Source organism: Acinetobacter sp. 226-1 (assembly GCF_030329325.1).
In the GTDB taxonomy this organism is placed as follows: domain Bacteria; phylum Pseudomonadota; class Gammaproteobacteria; order Pseudomonadales; family Moraxellaceae; genus Acinetobacter; species Acinetobacter sichuanensis.
Genome location: NZ_JACANU010000005.1, coordinates 133888 through 153644 on the forward strand (window position 1 = coordinate 133888; position 19757 = coordinate 153644).

Consider the following 19757-nt stretch of genomic DNA (forward strand, 5'->3'; position numbering starts at 1 on the left):
TGAATAAATACTTATGCATAAAAAATTATGGCACAAGGAAATACTGTGAAACTAATAATGTTTCACAGTATTTTTATCATCATTATGCACTTGCACGACGACGATCAACTTCAGTCGTTGGCGCAGCTTCTTGTTCTTTCACAAGTTCCACATTGAATGTGATGTGTTTGAATGCTTTATCTGCACCACGACGCGCAATTTCAGCTTCATCTGTTACATCAACAGCAGTTGCAACTAGACCTTCACGTGTAGCGAATGCGAAGTCATCCCAAAGATACTCGTCACCTTCAATATTGAATTGAGTTGTAAGTTTGCGATAGCCTGGTGCAGACACGAAATAATGCACGTGAGAAGGGCGGTTACCATGACGACCTAGTTTATCAAGTACAAATTGAGTTGTACCTTCAGGTGGGCAGCCATAGCCAACAGGCATAGTTGTTTGAGCAACATATTGACCATTTGCATCTGAAAAAATCGTACGACGTAGGTTAAAATCAGACTGAGATTTATCAAAGAATGAATAGTTACCTAAGCTGTTTGCATGCCAAACTTCAACTTTAGCACCTTCGATAATATTACCTTCAGTATCAGTAACTTGACCTTCAATAAATAAAAGATCAACTTTATCTGATTCAGAACCATCATCCATACGAGCAAAACCTACAGATTCAGGTGCCCCTGCAACGTATAAAGGACCTTCAATTGTACGAGGTGTACCACCTGTGATTCCTGCTTTAGCATCAGCTTCATCGGCACGTAAGTCCAAATAATGCTCAAGACCTAAACCAGCAGCAAGTAAACCTAATTCATTTGCTTGACCTGCGTCAGTAAAATATTCAAGACCTTTCCACAATTCAGTTTGTGAAATATCGAGGTCTTCAATAGCTTGAAAAAGATCAGAAACTAAACGTACAACAATTTGTTGAACACGAGCATCAACAGGACCTGTTGCTGTGTCTACGTTCATTTTTTTTACTAATTGATCGATCTCTTGACGGTTCATACGGATTCTCCTTAAGTATGAAAAGGTTGCTGTGGGGCTGTGCTTGCTAAATGTTTTTGGCTCGCGTCCTTGCCCCAACAATCCTTGTTTTATTACTATACAATTATACTAAAAAATCAGGTGTCATCTTCACGAATTGATGAAGGATGGCGGTTTAATGCAACAACTTCGATGTCCATGTATGGATACAATGGTAAACCTTGTAAAATGTTGTGCAATTCTTCATTACTCTCTACATCAAAAATACTGATATTTGAGTATTGACCTGTAATACGCCAAATATGACGCCATTTACCTTGTCGTTGCAAATCGTGAGAATATGCTTTTTCAACGGCTTTGATTTCATTGGCTTTTTCAGCTGGCATATCTAATGGGATATTGACATCCATTTTTACTTGGAAAAGCATGACGACTCCTTCAATTATTGACGACGTAGGTTGTCGATTTTGTCTTCATCCAATTCAATACCTAAGCCTAAACCTGTTGGGATTTTAAGCTCAAAGTTTTCATATTGAAGTGGAGTTTTTAAAATTTGTTCAGTCAGTAATAATGGACCAAATAACTCTGTACCATATGCTAAATTACTGAATGTTGAAAATACGTGTGCAGAAGCAATCGTGCCAACAGGACCTTCAAGCATGGTGCCGCCATAAAGATCAATACCTGCAAGATTCGCAATTTTGGCAACTTCACAACCTTCAATTAAGCCACCAGATTGTGCTACTTTTACAGCAAAAACAGAAGCTGCATTGCGTTTAGCAAGTTCGTAAGCACTTTGTGGACCCATTAAAGATTCATCTGCCATAATGGCAATATCAAACTTACGGGTTAAGCGTTCCATGGCATCAATGTTGTTGATTGCACAAGGTTGCTCAATTAAGTCTACGCCACCGTCTTGTAACAGTTGAATACCTTTGATTGCAGTCAGTTCTGACCAAGCACGATTCACATCAACACGGATTGAAACATCATTGCCTAATGCTTTTTTGATGGCTAAAACATGTTCTACATCTTCTTCTACAGGACGAGAACCGATTTTGAGTTTGAAAACATTATGACGCTTGCTTTCAACCATTTTTTGCGCTTCAGCGATATCTTTTTCTGTATTACCAGATGCTAATACCCATAATACTGAAATACTGTCACGTAAACGACCACCTAGAACCTCACTTAAAGGTAAACCTAGACGTTGTGCTTGAATATCTAACAAAGCTGTTTGAATTGCACATTTAGCAAAACGATTACCGTTAATATTACGGTTAATGATTTGCATCGTTTGTGCCACATTGAGCCCATTTAAGGTTTTTAATAATGGCGCAAAATAGGTTTCAATATTGGTTTTAACACTTTCAGGGCTTTCTTCACCATAGCCTAAACCACCAATTGTGGTTGCTTCACCCCAACCGACAAAGCCATCTTCTGTAGTGACTTTGATGAGGACTAAAGTTTGTGTCTGCATTGTTGCAACCGCCATCTTATGAGGACGGATGGTTGGGATTTCAACAAGCAATGTTTCTATGGACTTATACATCGCAATATTTCTTAAGTGTTGATCTATTTACATACCCTAAATTAATGTAATATCTTAAACTAGAGCCAAATTGGTATTTTTAGATACTTAAAAGGTATATAAATGGAATTAAGACATTTACGCTACTTTGTGACGGTTGTTGAAGAGCAGAGTATTACGAAAGCGGCTGAAAAACTCTGTATTGCACAACCACCGTTAAGCCGTCAAATTCAAAAATTAGAAGAAGAACTAGGGATTTTATTATTTGAACGCGGCTCTCGACCTGTGAAAACTACGGAGGCAGGACAGTTTTTTTATCAGCATGCTGTTCAAATATTAACGCATACTGCACAAGCAACTTCAATGGCAAAACGAATCAGTGCAGTCAGTAAAATAGTGCGTATAGGTTATGTGAGTTCTTTACTCTATGCATTATTGCCGCAAATCATTTATTTATTTAGACAAAAAAATCCAGATACTGAGGTAGAACTCATTGAATGTGGAACAAAAGACCAAATCGAAGCCTTAAAATTAGGGAAAATTGATATTGGTTTTGGTCGTTTAAGACTGACTGATCCAGCAATCAAACGTATTTTAATGCGTAAAGAAAAATTATTATTAGCTGTACATAAGCAGCATTTTTTAACTCAATATATTGATAGAGGTGTTTATTTATCTGAAATTGTTAGCGAATTAATTTTTTCCTATCCTGCAACCCAAAAGCCAAATTTTTCAACATTAATTCAATCTATTTTTACTGAGTTAGGTTTAGTTCCAAACAATATGGTCGAGGTACGTGAAATTCATATGGCTTTAGGTTTAGTATCTTCGGGTGAGGGAATTTGCTTGATACCACAAAGTGCCAGTGAAATTGGAATGAAAAATTTAGCATATATCCCGATTTTAGATTTAGAGGCATATAGTCCAATTTCAATGTCCATTCGAAATATGGATCAGAGTGCGTATATTCCAAATATTTTAGATTGTGTTAAAGAAGTTTTTGAATCAGAAGAAATTGCCTTGCTGATGGATATGGATTAATTCCGATAAAAATATAGGTTGAATACTTAGTTTTCATCGGGTTTTTATGGAAATTTCAAAATTGAATGGATATTTTTATATTTAATTTGTATTTTTAAATTGAAAATTACATTTAATTTTGTATTATTAATACATCATTTGCTTTCAATAAGGATAGGTTATGGCACTGAATAAAGACGCTGCAATTCAAAGCACGTATACATTACATGAATTGATTCAAGCAGTATTTAATGAAAAAAATACGGATGAACAACTTGAACAATTAATTGGATATTTCACACAAGATTTTGAAATGGTGGGTGCAGCAGGAAAACGTATCCAGTATGAACAAGTTCTACAACTATTTAAAAATAATCAAGGAAATATTCCAGATTTAAAAATAGAAATTTCAGATGCTGAAGTGATCATGCAAAAAGATGATGCAGTTTTGATGAATTATACCGAAACACATCATAAAGAAGCAGGTACAACAAGCCGTCGAGCTTCTGTACTTTTGGTTGAGCAAGAAGGGCAAATGTACTGGCGTTATTTGCAAGAAACTTTTCTGGCATAAAATATAAAATTTGTACATTTAAAAGTGGGTTATATCGAAAAATATAACCCATTTTTTTTTGCTTAAAATAAATACATGTTTTTGGATGAAGAAGTATATTTTTTGAACTGTGCTTTGTAGCACTGTTTTTATTTTTAATGTGAGTTCAAGAGTAAATTTATTAATATATTGAAAATAAGATATCAAAAAGGTATGAAAATATACTTAAAATTATATGGAAAAATACATTGATTATTAAAATAATGTAAGGGATAGTAAATTAAGTCTTTGTCTAAGTAATTTGAAAATAAAGAAGTTTAGAAATATTCAAGGAGATCAATTTTATTATTAGATTGTCGTGATGATGTACAACCCAGAGTAATACAACAAGTTAAAAATGTTTGGAAAGGATTTCCTCTATGTTTAAATTAAATGGCTTATTTCAAGCACAACGTACTGTCGGCTATGCAATTTTAGGTTGCTTAAGTATTAATATCGCGCATGCAGATTTTTGGCAGGATAGTCAAAAATCGGTGTATTTAAGAAATTTTTATGTAGATCGTGATATTGCAAAAACCGATAAAGATATTGGAAGTTGGTCGCAAGGAATTAGCAGCCGTTTTGAATCAGGATATACCAATACACCTGTACAGTTGGGATTAGATTTAGGCTTTCAATATGCTGTACGCTTAAGTGATCATAATGATCAGCGTTTAGATACTGTATTTAATTACAATAAATCTGAAGGTAAACAAGAGCGTGACTTCTTAAAGTTAGGCGCAACGCTGAAATTAAAATATCAAGATACAGAGTTAAAAGTGGGTGAATTATTTCCAAAAACGCCCGTATTATTTATTGATGATTCACGCCAGTTGGTCACCACTTATGCAGGTGCAATGCTTGAGAGTAAAGAGATTAAAGATCTAAAAGTATCTGCGGGTCGTTTTACACATGTGAATGCACGTGATGATGATGAGTTTAATAAATTAACTTTAGCGGGTTCAACCGATCCAAATAAAGAGAGTGATGGTTTAAATTTTCTTGGGCTAGACTATAACTTTAATCCGAATATTTCAGGTTCATATTGGTTTGGGCAGCTTGAAGATATTTATCAACAACATTATTTGAATGCGGCATATACAGAGCAAGTCGGCAAATCCAAAGTTAAAGTGGATGCACGTTATTTTAACTATACCGAAGATGGTGATGCTTACTTTGGCAATATTGATACCCAATCTGTAGGGTTACAAGCAACGGTACAAAATGGTTCGAATACAATCACCACAGGTGTTCAAAAACACATGGGTGAAAATGCGATACCTGTATTGGGAGGGTATATTCCACAGCCATTTTTACAAAGTTGGTCGTCTTTAGGGTTTTATAAAGCAAAAGAGCTTACATGGCATATTTTATATAGTTATGACTTTAAAGAAGCAGGAGTTCCAGGCTTAAGACTGACTTTACGCTATTTAAATGGTAGTGAAATTTATCGTCCAAATTTAAAGGATAATAAAGAAACCGAGAAAAATGTCATCGTCAATTACACAGCTCCTGAAGGTAAATTTAAAGGTTTAGGCTTTGAATGGCGTCATATTCGTACTGACCAAAAATATGGCGTAGGTAATGCAGCAGGTACAGACTATGTCGAAAACCGTGTTGCAACTACATATACCTTTAAGTTCTAAATACAAAATCATGAGGGTGTGAATAGAATGATGCAAAAAACATCGCAAGATTTAACACCACATACACGATTAAAAAAAGCATGGTTGATCACTGCATTATTAATGATTTTTCAAATGATTAATTTTGCAGATAAGGCAGTCTTAGGACTTGTTGCAGAGTCAGCCATGGCTGAACTGCAAATGACGAGTACAGAGTTTGGCTTTATTGGTAGTTCATTCTTTTTTTTATTTGCAATATCTGGTGTTGTTGTTGGTTTTGCTGCAGGAAAAATTCAAACCAAATGGATTATTTTGGTCATGGGCGTCAGTTGGGCTATTTTACAATTTCCAATGTTATTTGGAGGTGGTGCAATGGCGCTTTTAGTCACCCGTATTATTTTGGGGGCGGCTGAAGGACCAGCGTCTTCAATTAGTTTACAACACGTGCAAGGTTGGTTTGAGCCTACTGCACGTGGTTTTCCAAGTAGTATGGTTGCAGCAGGAACAACTATTGGACCTATTTTAGCTGCACCTGCTTTGGCTTATATCATTGCACATCCACAACTGGGATGGCGTTGGGCATTTGGTTTTCTAGGCATAGTGGGTTTGATTTGGACAGTAGTTTGGTTTTTCGTATGCAAAGAAGGACCTTATAGTCATACTAGTGATCAACCTGAAAAGAAAGAGACCAAAAATAATGATGAGTTAAATATTCATACACATAGTATTGCAGCGGTGGTAGATCAGCTTAAGCCTGTTCCTTATTTTAAAATTTTTAGTTCGAAAATGTTTATTGTGGCAGTGCTTACAGGGATCGGTTGTTTTTGGCCACTTGGTTTTTTAACGACATGGTCTCCTAAATATATTGCAACAGTGGCACAGTTGTCTCCACAAATGGTGGGAACGATCTCAACTTTACCATGGATACTTGGCGCACTTGCTTTAATGGGGGCAGGTTATATTTCACGTATTTTGATGAAAAAAAATGCCACAGTACATCAAGCTTTGGGCATGAATTTTGGCATCATTATTTTAATTTCGGGTATTGCATTTTTTCTTTTGCCTTATACTCAAAGTAATATGGCGATTTTATTGATTACGATTGCCGCAGGGGCAGCAATGACTTTTCCATTGGCAACGATGACAGTCGGATATAGTGTTTGTTCTAAACAACGTGCAGCAGTGATGGCAACCTTAGTTTCCTTATCTTCAGTGGGTGGAATCGTGTCTCCTTTAATGGTTGGACATTTGATGGATCGGGCAGGATATATTCAACCAGCCAAAGGGCAATTATTATCGAGTCAAATGGCTGAAAATTTAATTTATGGAATGAACCAAAGTTTTACTTATATTGGTGTGTATTTAATTGTTGTTGCAGTTTTGGCAATTTTATTTTTAAATCCAGATAAAACAGCAAAGCGTTTAAATCTTTCCAAATGATTTTTTTATTTGAAGTAAAAAATAGCCCACAAAATGCGGGCTATTTTTTTGTTTTAGTCAGGCTTATATAGACCTAATTTTACCAAATGCAAGCGTAAAATACGTCTTAACTCTAAAACGGCTTCAGGCGTTTCTTGAATAGAATGCCCACCTTTTATAATTTTTTCAGAGGCAGCACCATCTAAATGCGCACTTTCATAAGGGACAATACCGTCAGACATGATACTAAAATCAGTTGTATCTGAGTTATTCCCCATAATTGAGTGATAAATCATGCCTTGTTTCGGCATGACATTTTTTGTAAGTTGCGTGAATTTTGAGTTATGGCTTAAATCACTTGGACCATTTTGAATTAGGCCATGTCCAACTTCTTCAACAAAATTTTTCATATTCATATTTTGTTCTGTGACTGTATCTGCCAAAGCACCTAGGAAAGCACCTGGTAATTTAATAATTTTTCGTGCAGCCAAAGTAAACCAACGATCAGCAAAGGCAGTACCACGATGAGGAGCTGAAACAAAGATAGCACGGTCAAAGTTCGGAATTGATGAAATCGTTAAACGTGATTTAAAAACGGAATCATTCTTAAAGCGATCAAATTTACGATTGTTGAGCATTTTTAAAGCAGGTTGTGTCAGATCTGCATCACTGACCAAAAGACGAGAAATAATTCCACCCATAGAGTGACCAATTAATACTGCATCTTTAGCCGCAGCAGTGTCTTGACCAATATAATCAAATGTTTGATTAATCAAGGCATTAATTTGAAAGCGACTTTCTAAAATAGGCATGTTGGTAGAGTAAAATACTTGCCAAACTTGAAAATGTTCACGTAAAACATGGTCGCCCATAATATCATTGGTTAAACGTATCCATGCTTCAGGACTACTTGCTAAACCATGCACTAAAACAATCACTTTTTTATTTGGGTTAAAAGGTTCTAGCATATATAAATGCGGCATAGCCAAATGCTGATCACGATCAATCAAAGTCAAATAGGCAGCAGCACCTAAATTATTTTCAGCTAACCATAAACCATAAGGTGCAGAAAAATTTGCAGCTAAAGGATATTCACGATCAGCAACTTGGACTTTTTCAGTCGAATAAGGGTCATAAATTTTTAAGCTAAAGTTAGGATTGTGAATAATTTCTTGAACACTTTTTCCTGATGTTGGTTGAGCAATAATACTGACAGATAAATAACGCGGATCGTGAATATTTGGATTCACTCCATTTTGATAATGATGATGCAAAGGATCGACGACATATTGGTCTTCTTCTGGACTTTTCGGGTCGGCTAAAATTGCGACAAATTCGGAACCAAAACCATCTCTACGGTTTAGTGAGCGCAAGCCTGAAAAGTTCAGATTATAACTAGACAGTAAGTTTTCAATATTTGCCTTATCTAATAATGGATAATGACTATAATCAATATGATAGACGCTTTGTCCAATTTTAATTTCTTTTGCAACTGTTTTGTCTTTAGAGCGTAGACCATACGTCGTGATCATTTTTGCTAAAGCTTGGTTGTAAAAATCTCGAATTTGAACTTGGCGGTTATCGAAAATGCGATCTTGCGGTAATCGTTTCGTTTCAAATAAATAAGCATAACTATAACGGATACTTTTATCCAACATGTTTAATTGCTGATCTAAACATGTATTGTAATTATCTTGATTAATTTTTTGTTTTTCTTCAGATTGATGTTTAGCTAAAATACTAATTTTACAGCTTGAAGAATTATTTAAAGCAATTGCTTTAGCTAAAAAAATCTCACTGGCTGCTGATAAAAGTTGCTCATCTTGAATTTGTGGGATTTTTTCTAAATCTTGTACACATTGTTCAGGCTGCTCGGTACATTTTTTAGCTTCGCTACCTGTCATCGAGAGTACATTTAAACTTGCCTCACTCATTTTGTTGCGAGTTAAAATGCTGTCACGCTCATTGGCAATAGTGACATTCACTTTTTGATTTTTTACACTCACAACTTGACAGCCACTGAAGAAAAATGGAATCAGAGCGGTAAGGACTAGCAGTATATTTTTTTGAGTTAGCTGCATGGATATCCTCATAGGAACAACTTTTAGAAAATCATACGATTTTGCGTACAGAATTCAATGTTTTCTATAAAAAATAGGTTGATCAAGTCAACCTATTTTTTATCTTAATTTTGCAAAGACAAAATCATTATTTAGATTGTGCTGGATTTTGTAGCACTTGCCAAACATTATAGCGACCAGATTTTTCAATTTCTTGAATTAAACGATCAACAACTTCAGCTTCTTCAGGATATTTTACTTTATAATTTTTTAAAGTTTGTAAAGCATTTTTCTTTTGCTCTATCCATAAGTAGTTATTTACAGAAGATAAATATGCTTCTTGCACACCTGCATTCATTGCTTTGTTTAAATATGGAATAGCTTCTTTTTGACCGCCACCTTCAGAAAGTGAGAAACCAAACCATAAATTTGCTTCAGCATCATCTTTATTGATTTTTAAAATACGTTGTGCGTAGTCTAAAGATTTAGTGGTATATGCTGGTCCTAAGTCCAAATTACGACCCAAAATACTGGCTTTAAAAGCACGAATCAAAATGTCAAATGAAGCATTAGGTGCAGCAGCTAAACTATCTAATTGAGCAGAAACTTCTTTTAATTTACTTTCAAAACCGCGACGTTCTTGACGGTCAATAAACTGAGGTGGGTAATGACGTGCCTTGCCTTCAACCATTTGTAAAAGATCATCAATTGCAGTGATGTCAATTTCATCTTGTCCTGCAATCACTGCATATTTCATGGTACGCTGATTATTGTTGACTAAAGGTACAATGAGCTTATTTTGATCTAAAATAATTTTAGCATTTGGGTTTTGTGGATCAGTCACTTCCATCTTTTGTAAAGGGACAGCCGCAGCTTTTTGAAGCTCTAACTCAAATACAGGAGGTTGGTCATAATTAAAAGGATTTAAAGCATAAAAAGGTGGTGCAATATCTGGTTCTGTGTAGACGATTGGTTCATTACTCGCAGCTTTATTTGATGGTTTATGTAAGGGTGTTGTTGTAGAGCAAGCAGCAAGCACTGAAGCTGATAAAATAGCTAATGCTAATGGCTTAATCGTCATATTGATCTTCCAAAAAATTGTTGTATAAAGTAAGAAAAGTCTAAGTGTCAGTCTAAGAAAACTCATTTAAACATGCAACTTTTAAAACTTGAAGTTTTAAAATTTATACAGAATACAAACGTGTTTAAGCTAACTGATCAGAAAAGTCTTTTATTTAGGTTGTTTTGAAGAGGAATTAGACTGATGGTTTTCTTTTCTAAGTGATGGCTGAAATCGCTTTATGGTCAATATATGCAAATTTGTGCAATGACTCAAAAACGATCAAATTTTGATGATGATCAAAGAAAAAGGTCGCTTTATTTTTGAGAACAATAAAGAGACCTTTTACAGGATAAATTTTAACAGTTTAAAATAATTTTGAATGAATGCTTACAATCAAATCACTTAGTTTGTGCTTCACATTCGCGACGCACATCCTCAATAATTTTGAGTTCTTCATCACTATAAGGTTGTTGATCAACAGCATCTAATTTATTAAATGTTGGATCTAATAAAGATAAACGATGACACAAGCTGTTCATGCGTTTTTCATTTTGCTCTAAACGATCAAGTAGAACACGCATACCTTCAAGCATTGGATCCGTTTGTTCTTGGGTCGCTGCATAGGGTTGGAAGTTTGTATTTTCAGCTAAACTTTCAATTTGTTCTGGGCAAGGAGCACTTTGTTCTGCTGTCGTTGTTGGTTCTTTGTCTTTGAGAATAAAACGTGCAGCGCTGCCAACGGCAGTTGCTCCTTCAGGAATGGCTTTGGTCACGACGGCATTAGAGCCAACTTTAGCATTTTTACCTACTGTAAATGGACCAAGAATTTTTGCACCTGCACCCACAATCACGCCATCTTCTAAAGTTGGATGACGTTTGCCTTGATTCCAAGTTGTTCCGCCTAAAGTGACACCATGATAAAGTGTAACATCATCACCAATTTCGGCAGTTTCTCCAATCACCACACCCATGCCATGATCAATAAAGAAACGTTTACCAATTTTTGCACCAGGATGAATTTCAATACCTGTGGTAAAACGGCTAAAAGAAGACAACATACGTGCTGAAGTTTTACAGTCTTTGATCCATAGCTCATGTGCAACACGGTGCATAATGAGAGCATGTATTCCTGGATAGGTTGTTAAAACTTCAAGTGTATTACGCGCAGCAGGATCACGCGCAAACACAGCTTGGATATCTTCTTTAAGCTGTTTTAGCATTAGTTTTGATCCTCATTTTTTGACTTTTTCCATGTACCATTATTCAAGGCTTGAACACGACTAAATATGCCTCGTAATAAATGATATTCCATTTTATCTAATTGTATACGCCCGAATAATCGACGCAAGCGTAAAGGCAGCAATCTTGGGTTTTTCGGGTCTAAAAATTCAATTTCTGCTAACATTTTTTCGATATGTGGATAAAATTGTTCCATTTGTTCATGCGTAACTAATGGTTCATCCCAATGCATATCTTCTGAATCCGTTACATGCATCACAGCTTGAGGGTCTGTTTTTTTATCTGCCAATTCAAGCGTTGCCATACGCATTTCATAACAAATGACTTGGATTGCTTGCGAAACATTGAGTACACCATAGTCACTATTCACAGGAATAGTCACATGATAATTCGCAAGGGCGAGTTCTTCATTGGTGAGTCCTCGATCTTCACGACCAAAAACAATGGCGATTTCTTGTTGATCTTGAATCACGGCATTCATTGACTTTTGTGCCGCTGGACGAGCATCAAGCAATGGCCAAGGAATGGTACGACTACGCGCACTAGTACCGAAAACTAAATGACAGTCTTTAATTGCATCTTCTAAAGTTTCAACAATTTCAATTTGTTCGATTAAATCTGTTGCACCAGCCGCAAGCGCATCAATGTCAGGATGTGGGTAAGTTTTCGGAGACACTAAGACCAGTTTTGACAAGCCCATAGTTTTCATGGCACGCAATGCGCTGCCAATATTTGCAGGGAGAGTGGTATTTACCATCACAATACGTACATGACTTAAATGCTGTGAAACCACAGCATTATCGATAATATTCATTCGATATCCAAAGTATTTAATTTAAATCAGAGAGATTTATGAAAATTGACTGACATCAGCCATATATTGATCCATCGCATCATCCATGCTCATATCGCTAGGCGGGGCTGCAATTTGAGCTGGTTTGGCTAATTCACGTTGATCCACTGCTTTGGCTGCTTTAGATTTCACTTGATATTCAACATGAATGGATTCTTTACCAAAATAATCACGTAATTTTGCAAGTAAATCATCTAAAGGGGCAACTTTCCACTGTTGTCCTAAATGAAGCTCAGTTGTGGCATAGCTATAGTCAAGTAGCAGATGTAAAGGAATGTGCTGACATAAATCAACATGGCAGAAAGATTGTAAAATATTTTGTAAATCATGACTTAATGTTTTGGTCATGATTTCTGGAGAAAGTTTAATCGCAATGTGATTGGCACGCTTTTGACGAATTTCATTTAAGGTAAATGCTTTAGTTAAGCGTCCCATTGGACGGTCAAAGCCTTCTCGCTCATAGATTTCACCTTCTATGACCACCACTTTTTCATTTTGAATAATATCTTTGAAACGTTGGAAGCGCTCATGATTTGCTGAAACTTCAATACGTGCTGTACCATCATCAAGCGTCATCATCATACGATTTGGGAAGTTCGCAACGTCTACCACCAAACCAGCAAAGACAGTCGTAACTCCACGACGAGTAGGGGTGAGTTCACTAATTTTGTTTGGAATAAAGGCTTTTAGTTCTGGTTTATAGACATCAATTGGATGTCCAGTAAGATATAAACCGAGTGTATCTTTTTCGCCTTTTAAACGAACTTCATCTGACCATGCTTTAACAGGTTTGGCAGGTTTACGCTGAACTTCTTCGACCTCACCAAACAAATCCATAATGCCTGTTTCACGGTTAGAACGTGCCTGTTCAGCCGCTTGAACTGCTTCAGGGAGTTGTAACATCAGACTAGCACGTTCAATGCCTAAACAATCCAATGCACCCGCACGAATTAAGGCTTCCAAGGTGCGTTTATTGATTTTTTTCAAATCAACACGATGACAGAAATCAAATAAATCCTTAAACGGACCATCATGCAGACGTGAATCTATCACCGATTGCATGGCTTGTTCACCGACACCTTTAATGGCACCTAAACCATAAACGATGGTTTCAGCGTCAGAGGCATGGAATTGGTAAAACGACATATTTACAGAAGGAGGTAATACATTTAAATCATTGATACGGCAGTCATCAATCAGAAAAACAATATTATCGGTATTCTGCATTTCCGAAGACATGACCGCAGCCATAAACTCGGATGGATAATGTGCTTTGAGCCATGCAGTTTGATAAGCTACAAGTGCGTAAGCTGCCGCATGGGATTTGTTAAAGCCATAGCCTGCGAATTTTTCCATATAGTCGAAAATATGGTTGGCAGTGCCTTCGTCAATATCTTTTTTAGCAGCACCTTCAATAAAGATTTGGCGCTGTTTGACCATTTCTTCAGGTTTTTTCTTACCCATGGCACGACGTAAAATATCCGCACCACCAAGCGAATAGCCTGCACAGAATTGTGCAGCTTGCATTACCTGTTCCTGATACACCATGATGCCATAAGTCGGTTCAAGCACACTTTCAAGTAGTGGATGTAAATATTCAAATTCACCACCGTGCATCCGGTGAATAAAGTCTGGAATCAGATCCATTGGACCCGGACGATATAAAGATACGAAGGCAATAATTTCTTCAAATTTGCTTGGGCGTGCTTCTTTGAGCATTTTTTTCATACCCACGGATTCAAACTGGAACACCGCAGTGGTATTGGCTTCGGCAAAGACGAGGTAAGCATCTTTATCGTCAAGTGGAATATGAGCAATGTCCAAAGGTTTTTCAGCTTGAATGCGCTTATTGATATTTTGAACAGCATCTTCAATGACCGTCAGGTTACGTAAACCCAAAAAGTCAAATTTAACCAATCCTGCGGCTTCAACATCATCCTTATCAAATTGGGCAACACGGGCTGTACCATCGGCTTCACACATGACAGCAGAATAATCGGTGATTTTAGTTGGTGCGATGACCACACCGCCTGCATGCTTACCTGTATTTCGGGTAATGCCTTCCAGTTTAAGTGCCATTTCCCAGATTTCAGCTGCATCATCATTGTCAGGGTTGGATGGGTTGGTCACAATATCTTTGAGTTGTGGTTCCGCTTCAATGGATTCTTCCAAAGTTAAACCCAAAGGCTTGGTTGGAATCATTTTTGAAATACGGTCAGCCAGACCATAAGATTTGCCTAATACACGCGCAACATCTCGAATCGCACCTTTAGCCGCCATGGTACCGAAGGTCGCAATCTGTGAAACGGCATCACGTCCATAATGGCGTGCCACGTAGTCAATGACTTTATCACGACCCGCAATACAGAAATCGACATCAAAGTCGGGCATGGATACACGTTCTGGATTTAAGAAACGTTCGAAAAGCAGGTCATAGCGCAGAGGGTCTAAGTCAGTGATTTTTAAGCTGAATGCGACCAATGAACCTGCACCTGAACCACGACCAGGTCCCACAGGAACGCCATTATTTTTTGACCATTGAATGAAGTCCATAACGATCAGGAAGTAGCCGGGGAATCCCATTTTATTGATAATGCCAAGTTCATAGGCAAGACGTTCATCATAAGGTTTACGGATTTCTGCCCAATCTGCATCACGCTTTTCTACAGGGTATAGAACGTCAAGGCGTTCTTCTAAACCCACTTCAGACAAATGCGCAAAGTAGGTGTCAATGGTATGACCTTCTGGGATTGGGTAGTCAGGTAAGTCATTGAAGCCTAAGCGTAAAGAAACAGTACAACGTTTCGCAATCTGTACTGTATTTTCAATGGCACTTGGAATGTCTGCAAACAGCTCAATCATTTCTTGTGATGATTTGAAATATTGCTCAGTGCTGTAGTTTTTAGGACGTTTATTATCACCGAGTACATAGCCATCAGCAATACATACACGGGCTTCATGCGCTTCAAAATCTTCGGGTTTGATAAAGTGGACATCGTTATGTGCCACCACACCAATATTATATTTTGCAGCAAGTTTAACGGCTTCCTGATTAAAGCTTTCTTCCATCGGGCGACCAGTACGGGTCAATGCCAGATATACCCGATTACCAAATTTGCTCACCCATTCTTCAAGTAAGGGTTCTGCTTTTTCAGGATATGCTGAACACAGCATTTCACCCACATCACTGTGTAAACCCAATAAAACAATTAAATCTTGAGATTGTTCTAGCACCCAGTCTTTTTGAATGCAGGGAATGGAAAGTTGTTGTCCTTCAATAAAACCGCGTGACACAATTTCGGTCAGTCCACGCCAGCCTTTGTTGGTCATGGCTAATAAAGTGGCTTTGTGGCTGGCATCATTCAAGCGGATGGTACTGCCAAAGATTGGTTTAATCCCTTTACCGATGACTTTATTATAAAATTTAACTGCGGCATGCAGATTGGATAAGTCGGTAATGGCTAAAGCAGGCATTTCATCTGACGCAGCAGCTTTAATCAGATCAGGTATACGAACGATCGACTCTGTGATCGAAAATTCTGTAAAAATACCAAGATGAACAAACTGCATAGATAGAAACCCTTTCATAACAACGTATGATTTTAACACGCTTCATTTAGATATGTCGGTGAAACTTAATCAATCTTATTTTGTTGTTGAATAGTTGCATGTTTTGCAATCATTAAAAAATCTTAATATCATTAGGCTTTACAATAAATGAATTGTTTAGTCCTTAAAGGAAACAGATGAAAATTAAAACATTATTTTTATTGGGTTGTTTAGCTTTACCTGTTACAAGCGTTGTTTATGCAGAAGTTGAATATAGTTCCACTTTAGTCAAAAAAGCACAATCTGGTGATGCTCAAGCACAATATGAATTGGGTGAAGCATATTATCAAGGTTATGGTGTAGAGGAAAATTTAGCAGAAGCGTTAAAGTGGTATCGTAAGGCAGCAGCAAAAGATAATTTAGAAGCTATTTACTCAATCGGTTATATGTACGATGAAGGTGAAGCCGTTAAAGAAGATAATGTCGAAGCGATGAAATGGCTGCTCAAAGCTGCTGAGAAAGGCCATTTATTAGCACAATATCGCTATGGTCAAACTTTAGAAAATGGCGAAGAAGGTGTCAAAGCTGATCCTAAAAAAGCCATGACATGGATACAAAAAGCTGCGGATGGTGGTCTTGCAGAAGCGCAATATCATGCAGGTTATAATTACGAAATGGGTGAATATGTCACCAAAGACTTGAAAAAAGCAGTTCAATATTATCAACTGGCTGTAGATCAAGAAAATCGTGATGCGCAAAATAATTTAGGCGTTTTATATCATGATGGTGATGGTGTTACCCAAGACTATGCCAAAGCATTACAACTTTATACTTTAGCTTCTGAGCAAGGCAATGAACTTGCAACGTCAAACCTAGGTTTATTGTATGAAAATGGCGAAGGTGTAAAAAAAGATTTTAAACGCGCAGCAAAGTATTATGAATTGGCTTATGAACAAGGCGACCATGATGCACTTGAAAGCTTGGCAAATCTTTATGAAACAGGTGGTTTTGGTTTGAAAAAAGATGCAAGTAAAGCGAAGGAATATCGTGAATCAATCGCGGCAACAGCAAGTGCTGCAGAATGATTGATGTATATGCTATAAATAAGCGCCGATGAGGCGCTTATTTTTTGTTTTAACTTCAAAAAAGTTAATATTCCCAAAACATACGTTGGATTTCTTTAGCATCTTGAGTCTTTGTCAGTGCTAAAGCCGCTAACAGTTTCGCTTTTTGTGGATTTAAATCGTGAGCGACGACCCAACCATATTGATCGTCAGGTTGTTCAGCATTGCGTAAGACAAAACCTTGCGGAACACGTGATGAACGAATGATTTGAATGCCTTGTTGCTGTAACTGATTTAAGGTTGGGACAATGTAATTTGCGACAGAGCCATTGCCTGTACCTGCATTAATAATTGCTTTGACACCTGCTTTGGCATAAGCCAAGTAAGCATCAGGAAGCATATTGCCTGAACCATAAACAATTTGCACTGAAGGTAGGCGATCTCCTTGAATACTTTCAATATTAAATTCTGAACTATTGTTAAAGCGTTTCGCTACATTTCTAAACCAATAAGGCTTTCCTTCAACTAATGTAACTAAGGCTCCCCATTGGCTTACAAAAGCATTGGTGTGAATGTTAATGGTCTTACTCACATCACGTGCCGCAAATATATCATCATTCATGAGAACAAAGACTCCTTTACCCTTGGCGCTATCCGCCGCAGCGAGCGCGACTGCACTATAAAGGTTCAAAGGACCATCCGCAGATAGGGCAGAAGGTGGGCGCATCGAACCCACAACCACGATAGGTTTATCTGTATGTACAGTTAATCCTAAAAAGAATGCGGTTTCCTCTAACGTATCGGTACCATGTGTAATGACTACACCATTTACATCAGGCTTTTTAACCAACTCATTGACTTTACGGGCAATCGTTAAAAGCTCTTTATCTGTAATACTTTCTGAGGCAACTTGCAGTGCTTGTACACCTGTAACATTTGCAAGGTTTTGAATTTGTGGAACAGCTTTGAGTAGATCATCTACAGGAACTTTGGCTGCGGTATAAGTAGCGCTATTGGTAGAGCTTGCACCAGCACCTGCAATCGTACCGCCTGTTGCGACGACAACGACATTATTTTTAGCATAACTTGCAAATGGCAAGAGCATTCCGATTGAAAGTGCGAGAGCTGTAACCGTCTTTTTCATAAAATATCCTTTTCTATTCATCATTCTAGTTTTAAGCACTTTTTGTACCAATTTGAACTTAATATAAAAAATAGGTTTTTGCCCATACCTAATTTAAAATATTGTTTTTTGAATGATCATTCAAATTTATATGTATTGAAAAAGAAAATGTGAAATGGAAATAGCACTTTATTAAGCTATTAAGTTTTAAAACTTCTTACAAAAAAAGCACCCAATCAATTGAGTGCTTTTGAAATTTATCTAAACTTGAAAATTAACGCATTTTTGCCAAGAAACGACTTAAACGATTTAATGCTTCACGCAGTTCATTTTCAGCAGGTAAGAACACGACACGGAAGTGGTCAGGCGTAGGCCAGTTAAAACCTGTACCTTGAACCAATAAAACTTTTTCAGCTTTTAAGAAATCCAACATAAATTTTTCATCATCTTCGATTGGATAAACTTCAGGGTCAAGTTTAGGGAAACAGTACATTGCACCTTCGGGTTTTACACAAGATACGCCCGGAATGTCATTCAACATTTCCCATGCAATATTGCGTTGTTCATATAAACGACCACCCGGACGAATCAAGTCATTGATTGACTGATAGCCCCCTAGAGCGGTTTGAATCGCATACTGCGCTTGATGGTTGGCACATAAACGCATTGAAGCGAGCATGTCTAAACCTTCAATATAATCGGCAGCGCGTGTTTTGTCGCCTGTGATCGCCATCCAGCCTGAACGGAAGCCAGCAATACGATAAGATTTAGATAAACCATTAAAAGAAATACATAATTGGTCGCCTGCGAGTGCAGCAACTGAAACATGTTCGATGCCGTCATACACGATTTTGTCGTAGATTTCATCTGCAAATAAAATCAAATCGTATTTTTTAGCCAAAGCAACAATTTGTTCTAAAACATGACGTGGATAGACTGAACCTGTTGGGTTATTTGGGTTAATAATCACGATCCCACGTGTATTGGGGGTGATTTTACTTTCCATGTCTGCAATATCTGGATACCAATAATTTTGGTCATCGCACTTGTAGTGAATCGCAGTACCACCTGAAAGATTGACCGCAGCAGTCCATAGCGGATAGTCAGGCATTGGAACAAGCATTTCATCGCCATCGTCCAATAAACCTTGCATTGCCATGACAATGAGTTCAGAAACACCATTACCAATATACACGTCATTAACATGCATATTTAAAATGCCTTTTTGTTGATAATACTGACACACTGCTTTACGTGCAGGGAAAATTCCTTTTGAGTCTGTATAACCAATCGCATTAGGTAGATTTAAAGCGACATCATTAATAATTTCTTGAGGTGCTTCAAATCCGAATGGAGCAGGATTGCCGATATTTAACTTAATAATTTTGTGTCCGGCTTCTTCCATTTCATTGGCCGCTCGTAACACTGGTCCACGAATGTCGTAGCAAACATGCTCAAGCTTTGACGATTTCTTGATTTCGCGTGGTTTTGTGTTACCTAAAACGGACATAATTTTATCCAATGATTTCGAGTTGAAAAAAATAGATTACTGAAATATCACAATCTATGTTGAAATTTAGCTAGATATTTTGCAAGCTCTAGCGTAAATATGGAAGTACGTGAAGCATGACATTGAA

Annotated in this window: 15 protein-coding genes; 5 read left to right on the top strand and 10 right to left on the bottom strand. The window is 37.3% G+C overall.

The features are described from left to right. Window positions 1–82: 82 nt before the first annotated feature. The 3 genes from catA to HX124_RS10620 all read right to left on the bottom strand — a co-directional run bounded on the left by catA (window position 83) and on the right by HX124_RS10620 (window position 2534). A complete protein-coding gene (catA, locus tag HX124_RS10610; RefSeq protein ID WP_286384117.1) occupies window positions 83–1003 on the bottom strand; it encodes a catechol 1,2-dioxygenase in 921 nt (306 codons plus the stop codon). 116 nt (window positions 1004–1119) lie between these two features. Further along, a complete protein-coding gene (gene catC / locus HX124_RS10615) occupies window positions 1120–1410 on the bottom strand; it encodes a muconolactone Delta-isomerase (protein ID WP_107009750.1) in 291 nt (96 codons plus the stop codon). 14 nt (window positions 1411–1424) lie between these two features. Beyond that, a complete protein-coding gene (locus HX124_RS10620) occupies window positions 1425–2534 on the bottom strand; it encodes a muconate/chloromuconate family cycloisomerase (protein ID WP_107009749.1) in 1110 nt (369 codons plus the stop codon). Between the two features lie 102 nt (window positions 2535–2636). Here HX124_RS10620 and catM point away from each other — a divergent pair, with 102 nt between their 5' ends. The 4 genes from catM to HX124_RS10640 all read left to right on the top strand — a co-directional run bounded on the left by catM (window position 2637) and on the right by HX124_RS10640 (window position 7190). Then, complete coding sequence (catM, locus tag HX124_RS10625; RefSeq protein ID WP_107009748.1) at window positions 2637–3554, top strand: cis,cis-muconate-binding transcription regulator CatM; 918 nt, start codon at window positions 2637–2639, stop codon at window positions 3552–3554. A 160-nt stretch (window positions 3555–3714) separates the two neighbouring features. Beyond that, entirely contained in the window at window positions 3715–4107 is a 393-nt protein-coding gene (locus HX124_RS10630; RefSeq protein WP_107009747.1) for a DUF4440 domain-containing protein, read from the top strand. 398 nt (window positions 4108–4505) lie between these two features. Next, entirely contained in the window at window positions 4506–5771 is a 1266-nt protein-coding gene (locus tag HX124_RS10635) for an OprD family outer membrane porin (RefSeq protein WP_107009746.1), read from the top strand. Between the two features lie 27 nt (window positions 5772–5798). After that, window positions 5799–7190, top strand: coding sequence for an MFS transporter (locus HX124_RS10640; protein WP_286384116.1), 1392 nt, complete (start codon window positions 5799–5801; stop codon window positions 7188–7190). A 53-nt stretch (window positions 7191–7243) separates the two neighbouring features. Here the strand turns inward: HX124_RS10640 and HX124_RS10645 are convergent, their stop codons facing one another. The 5 genes from HX124_RS10645 to dnaE form a co-directional block, all read right to left on the bottom strand. Beyond that, the gene (locus HX124_RS10645) at window positions 7244–9250 is read right to left on the bottom strand and encodes a lipase family alpha/beta hydrolase (protein ID WP_286384115.1); all 2007 of its coding nucleotides are present in this window, start codon (window positions 9248–9250) and stop codon (window positions 7244–7246) included. Window positions 9251–9377: 127 nt separating this feature from the next. Then, a complete protein-coding gene (locus tag HX124_RS10650; protein WP_286384114.1) occupies window positions 9378–10310 on the bottom strand; it encodes an ABUW_2363 family tetratricopeptide repeat lipoprotein in 933 nt (310 codons plus the stop codon). Between the two features lie 380 nt (window positions 10311–10690). Continuing rightward, a complete protein-coding gene (gene cysE, locus HX124_RS10655; protein WP_107009743.1) occupies window positions 10691–11512 on the bottom strand; it encodes a serine O-acetyltransferase in 822 nt (273 codons plus the stop codon). Continuing rightward, entirely contained in the window at window positions 11512–12345 is an 834-nt protein-coding gene (locus HX124_RS10660; RefSeq protein ID WP_107009742.1) for an RNA methyltransferase, read from the bottom strand. The genes cysE and HX124_RS10660 overlap by 1 nt, the downstream gene beginning before the upstream one ends. A 36-nt stretch (window positions 12346–12381) precedes the next feature. Continuing rightward, entirely contained in the window at window positions 12382–15954 is a 3573-nt protein-coding gene (dnaE, locus tag HX124_RS10665; RefSeq protein WP_286384113.1) for a DNA polymerase III subunit alpha, read from the bottom strand. 176 nt (window positions 15955–16130) lie between these two features. Between dnaE and HX124_RS10670 the strand changes: the two genes are divergently transcribed. Next, entirely contained in the window at window positions 16131–17018 is an 888-nt protein-coding gene (locus tag HX124_RS10670) for a tetratricopeptide repeat protein (RefSeq protein ID WP_286384112.1), read from the top strand. Between the two features lie 64 nt (window positions 17019–17082). Here HX124_RS10670 and HX124_RS10675 read toward each other — a convergent pair whose 3' ends face one another. Together HX124_RS10675 and HX124_RS10680 are read right to left on the bottom strand one after the other, a co-directional pair. Then, window positions 17083–18141 carry a type II asparaginase gene (locus HX124_RS10675; RefSeq protein WP_286384111.1) on the bottom strand — a complete coding sequence of 353 codons (1059 nt, stop codon included), beginning with the start codon at window positions 18139–18141 and terminating at the stop codon, window positions 17083–17085. Between the two features lie 253 nt (window positions 18142–18394). Beyond that, entirely contained in the window at window positions 18395–19630 is a 1236-nt protein-coding gene (locus tag HX124_RS10680; RefSeq protein ID WP_107009738.1) for a pyridoxal phosphate-dependent aminotransferase, read from the bottom strand. Window positions 19631–19757: the final 127 nt, after the last annotated feature.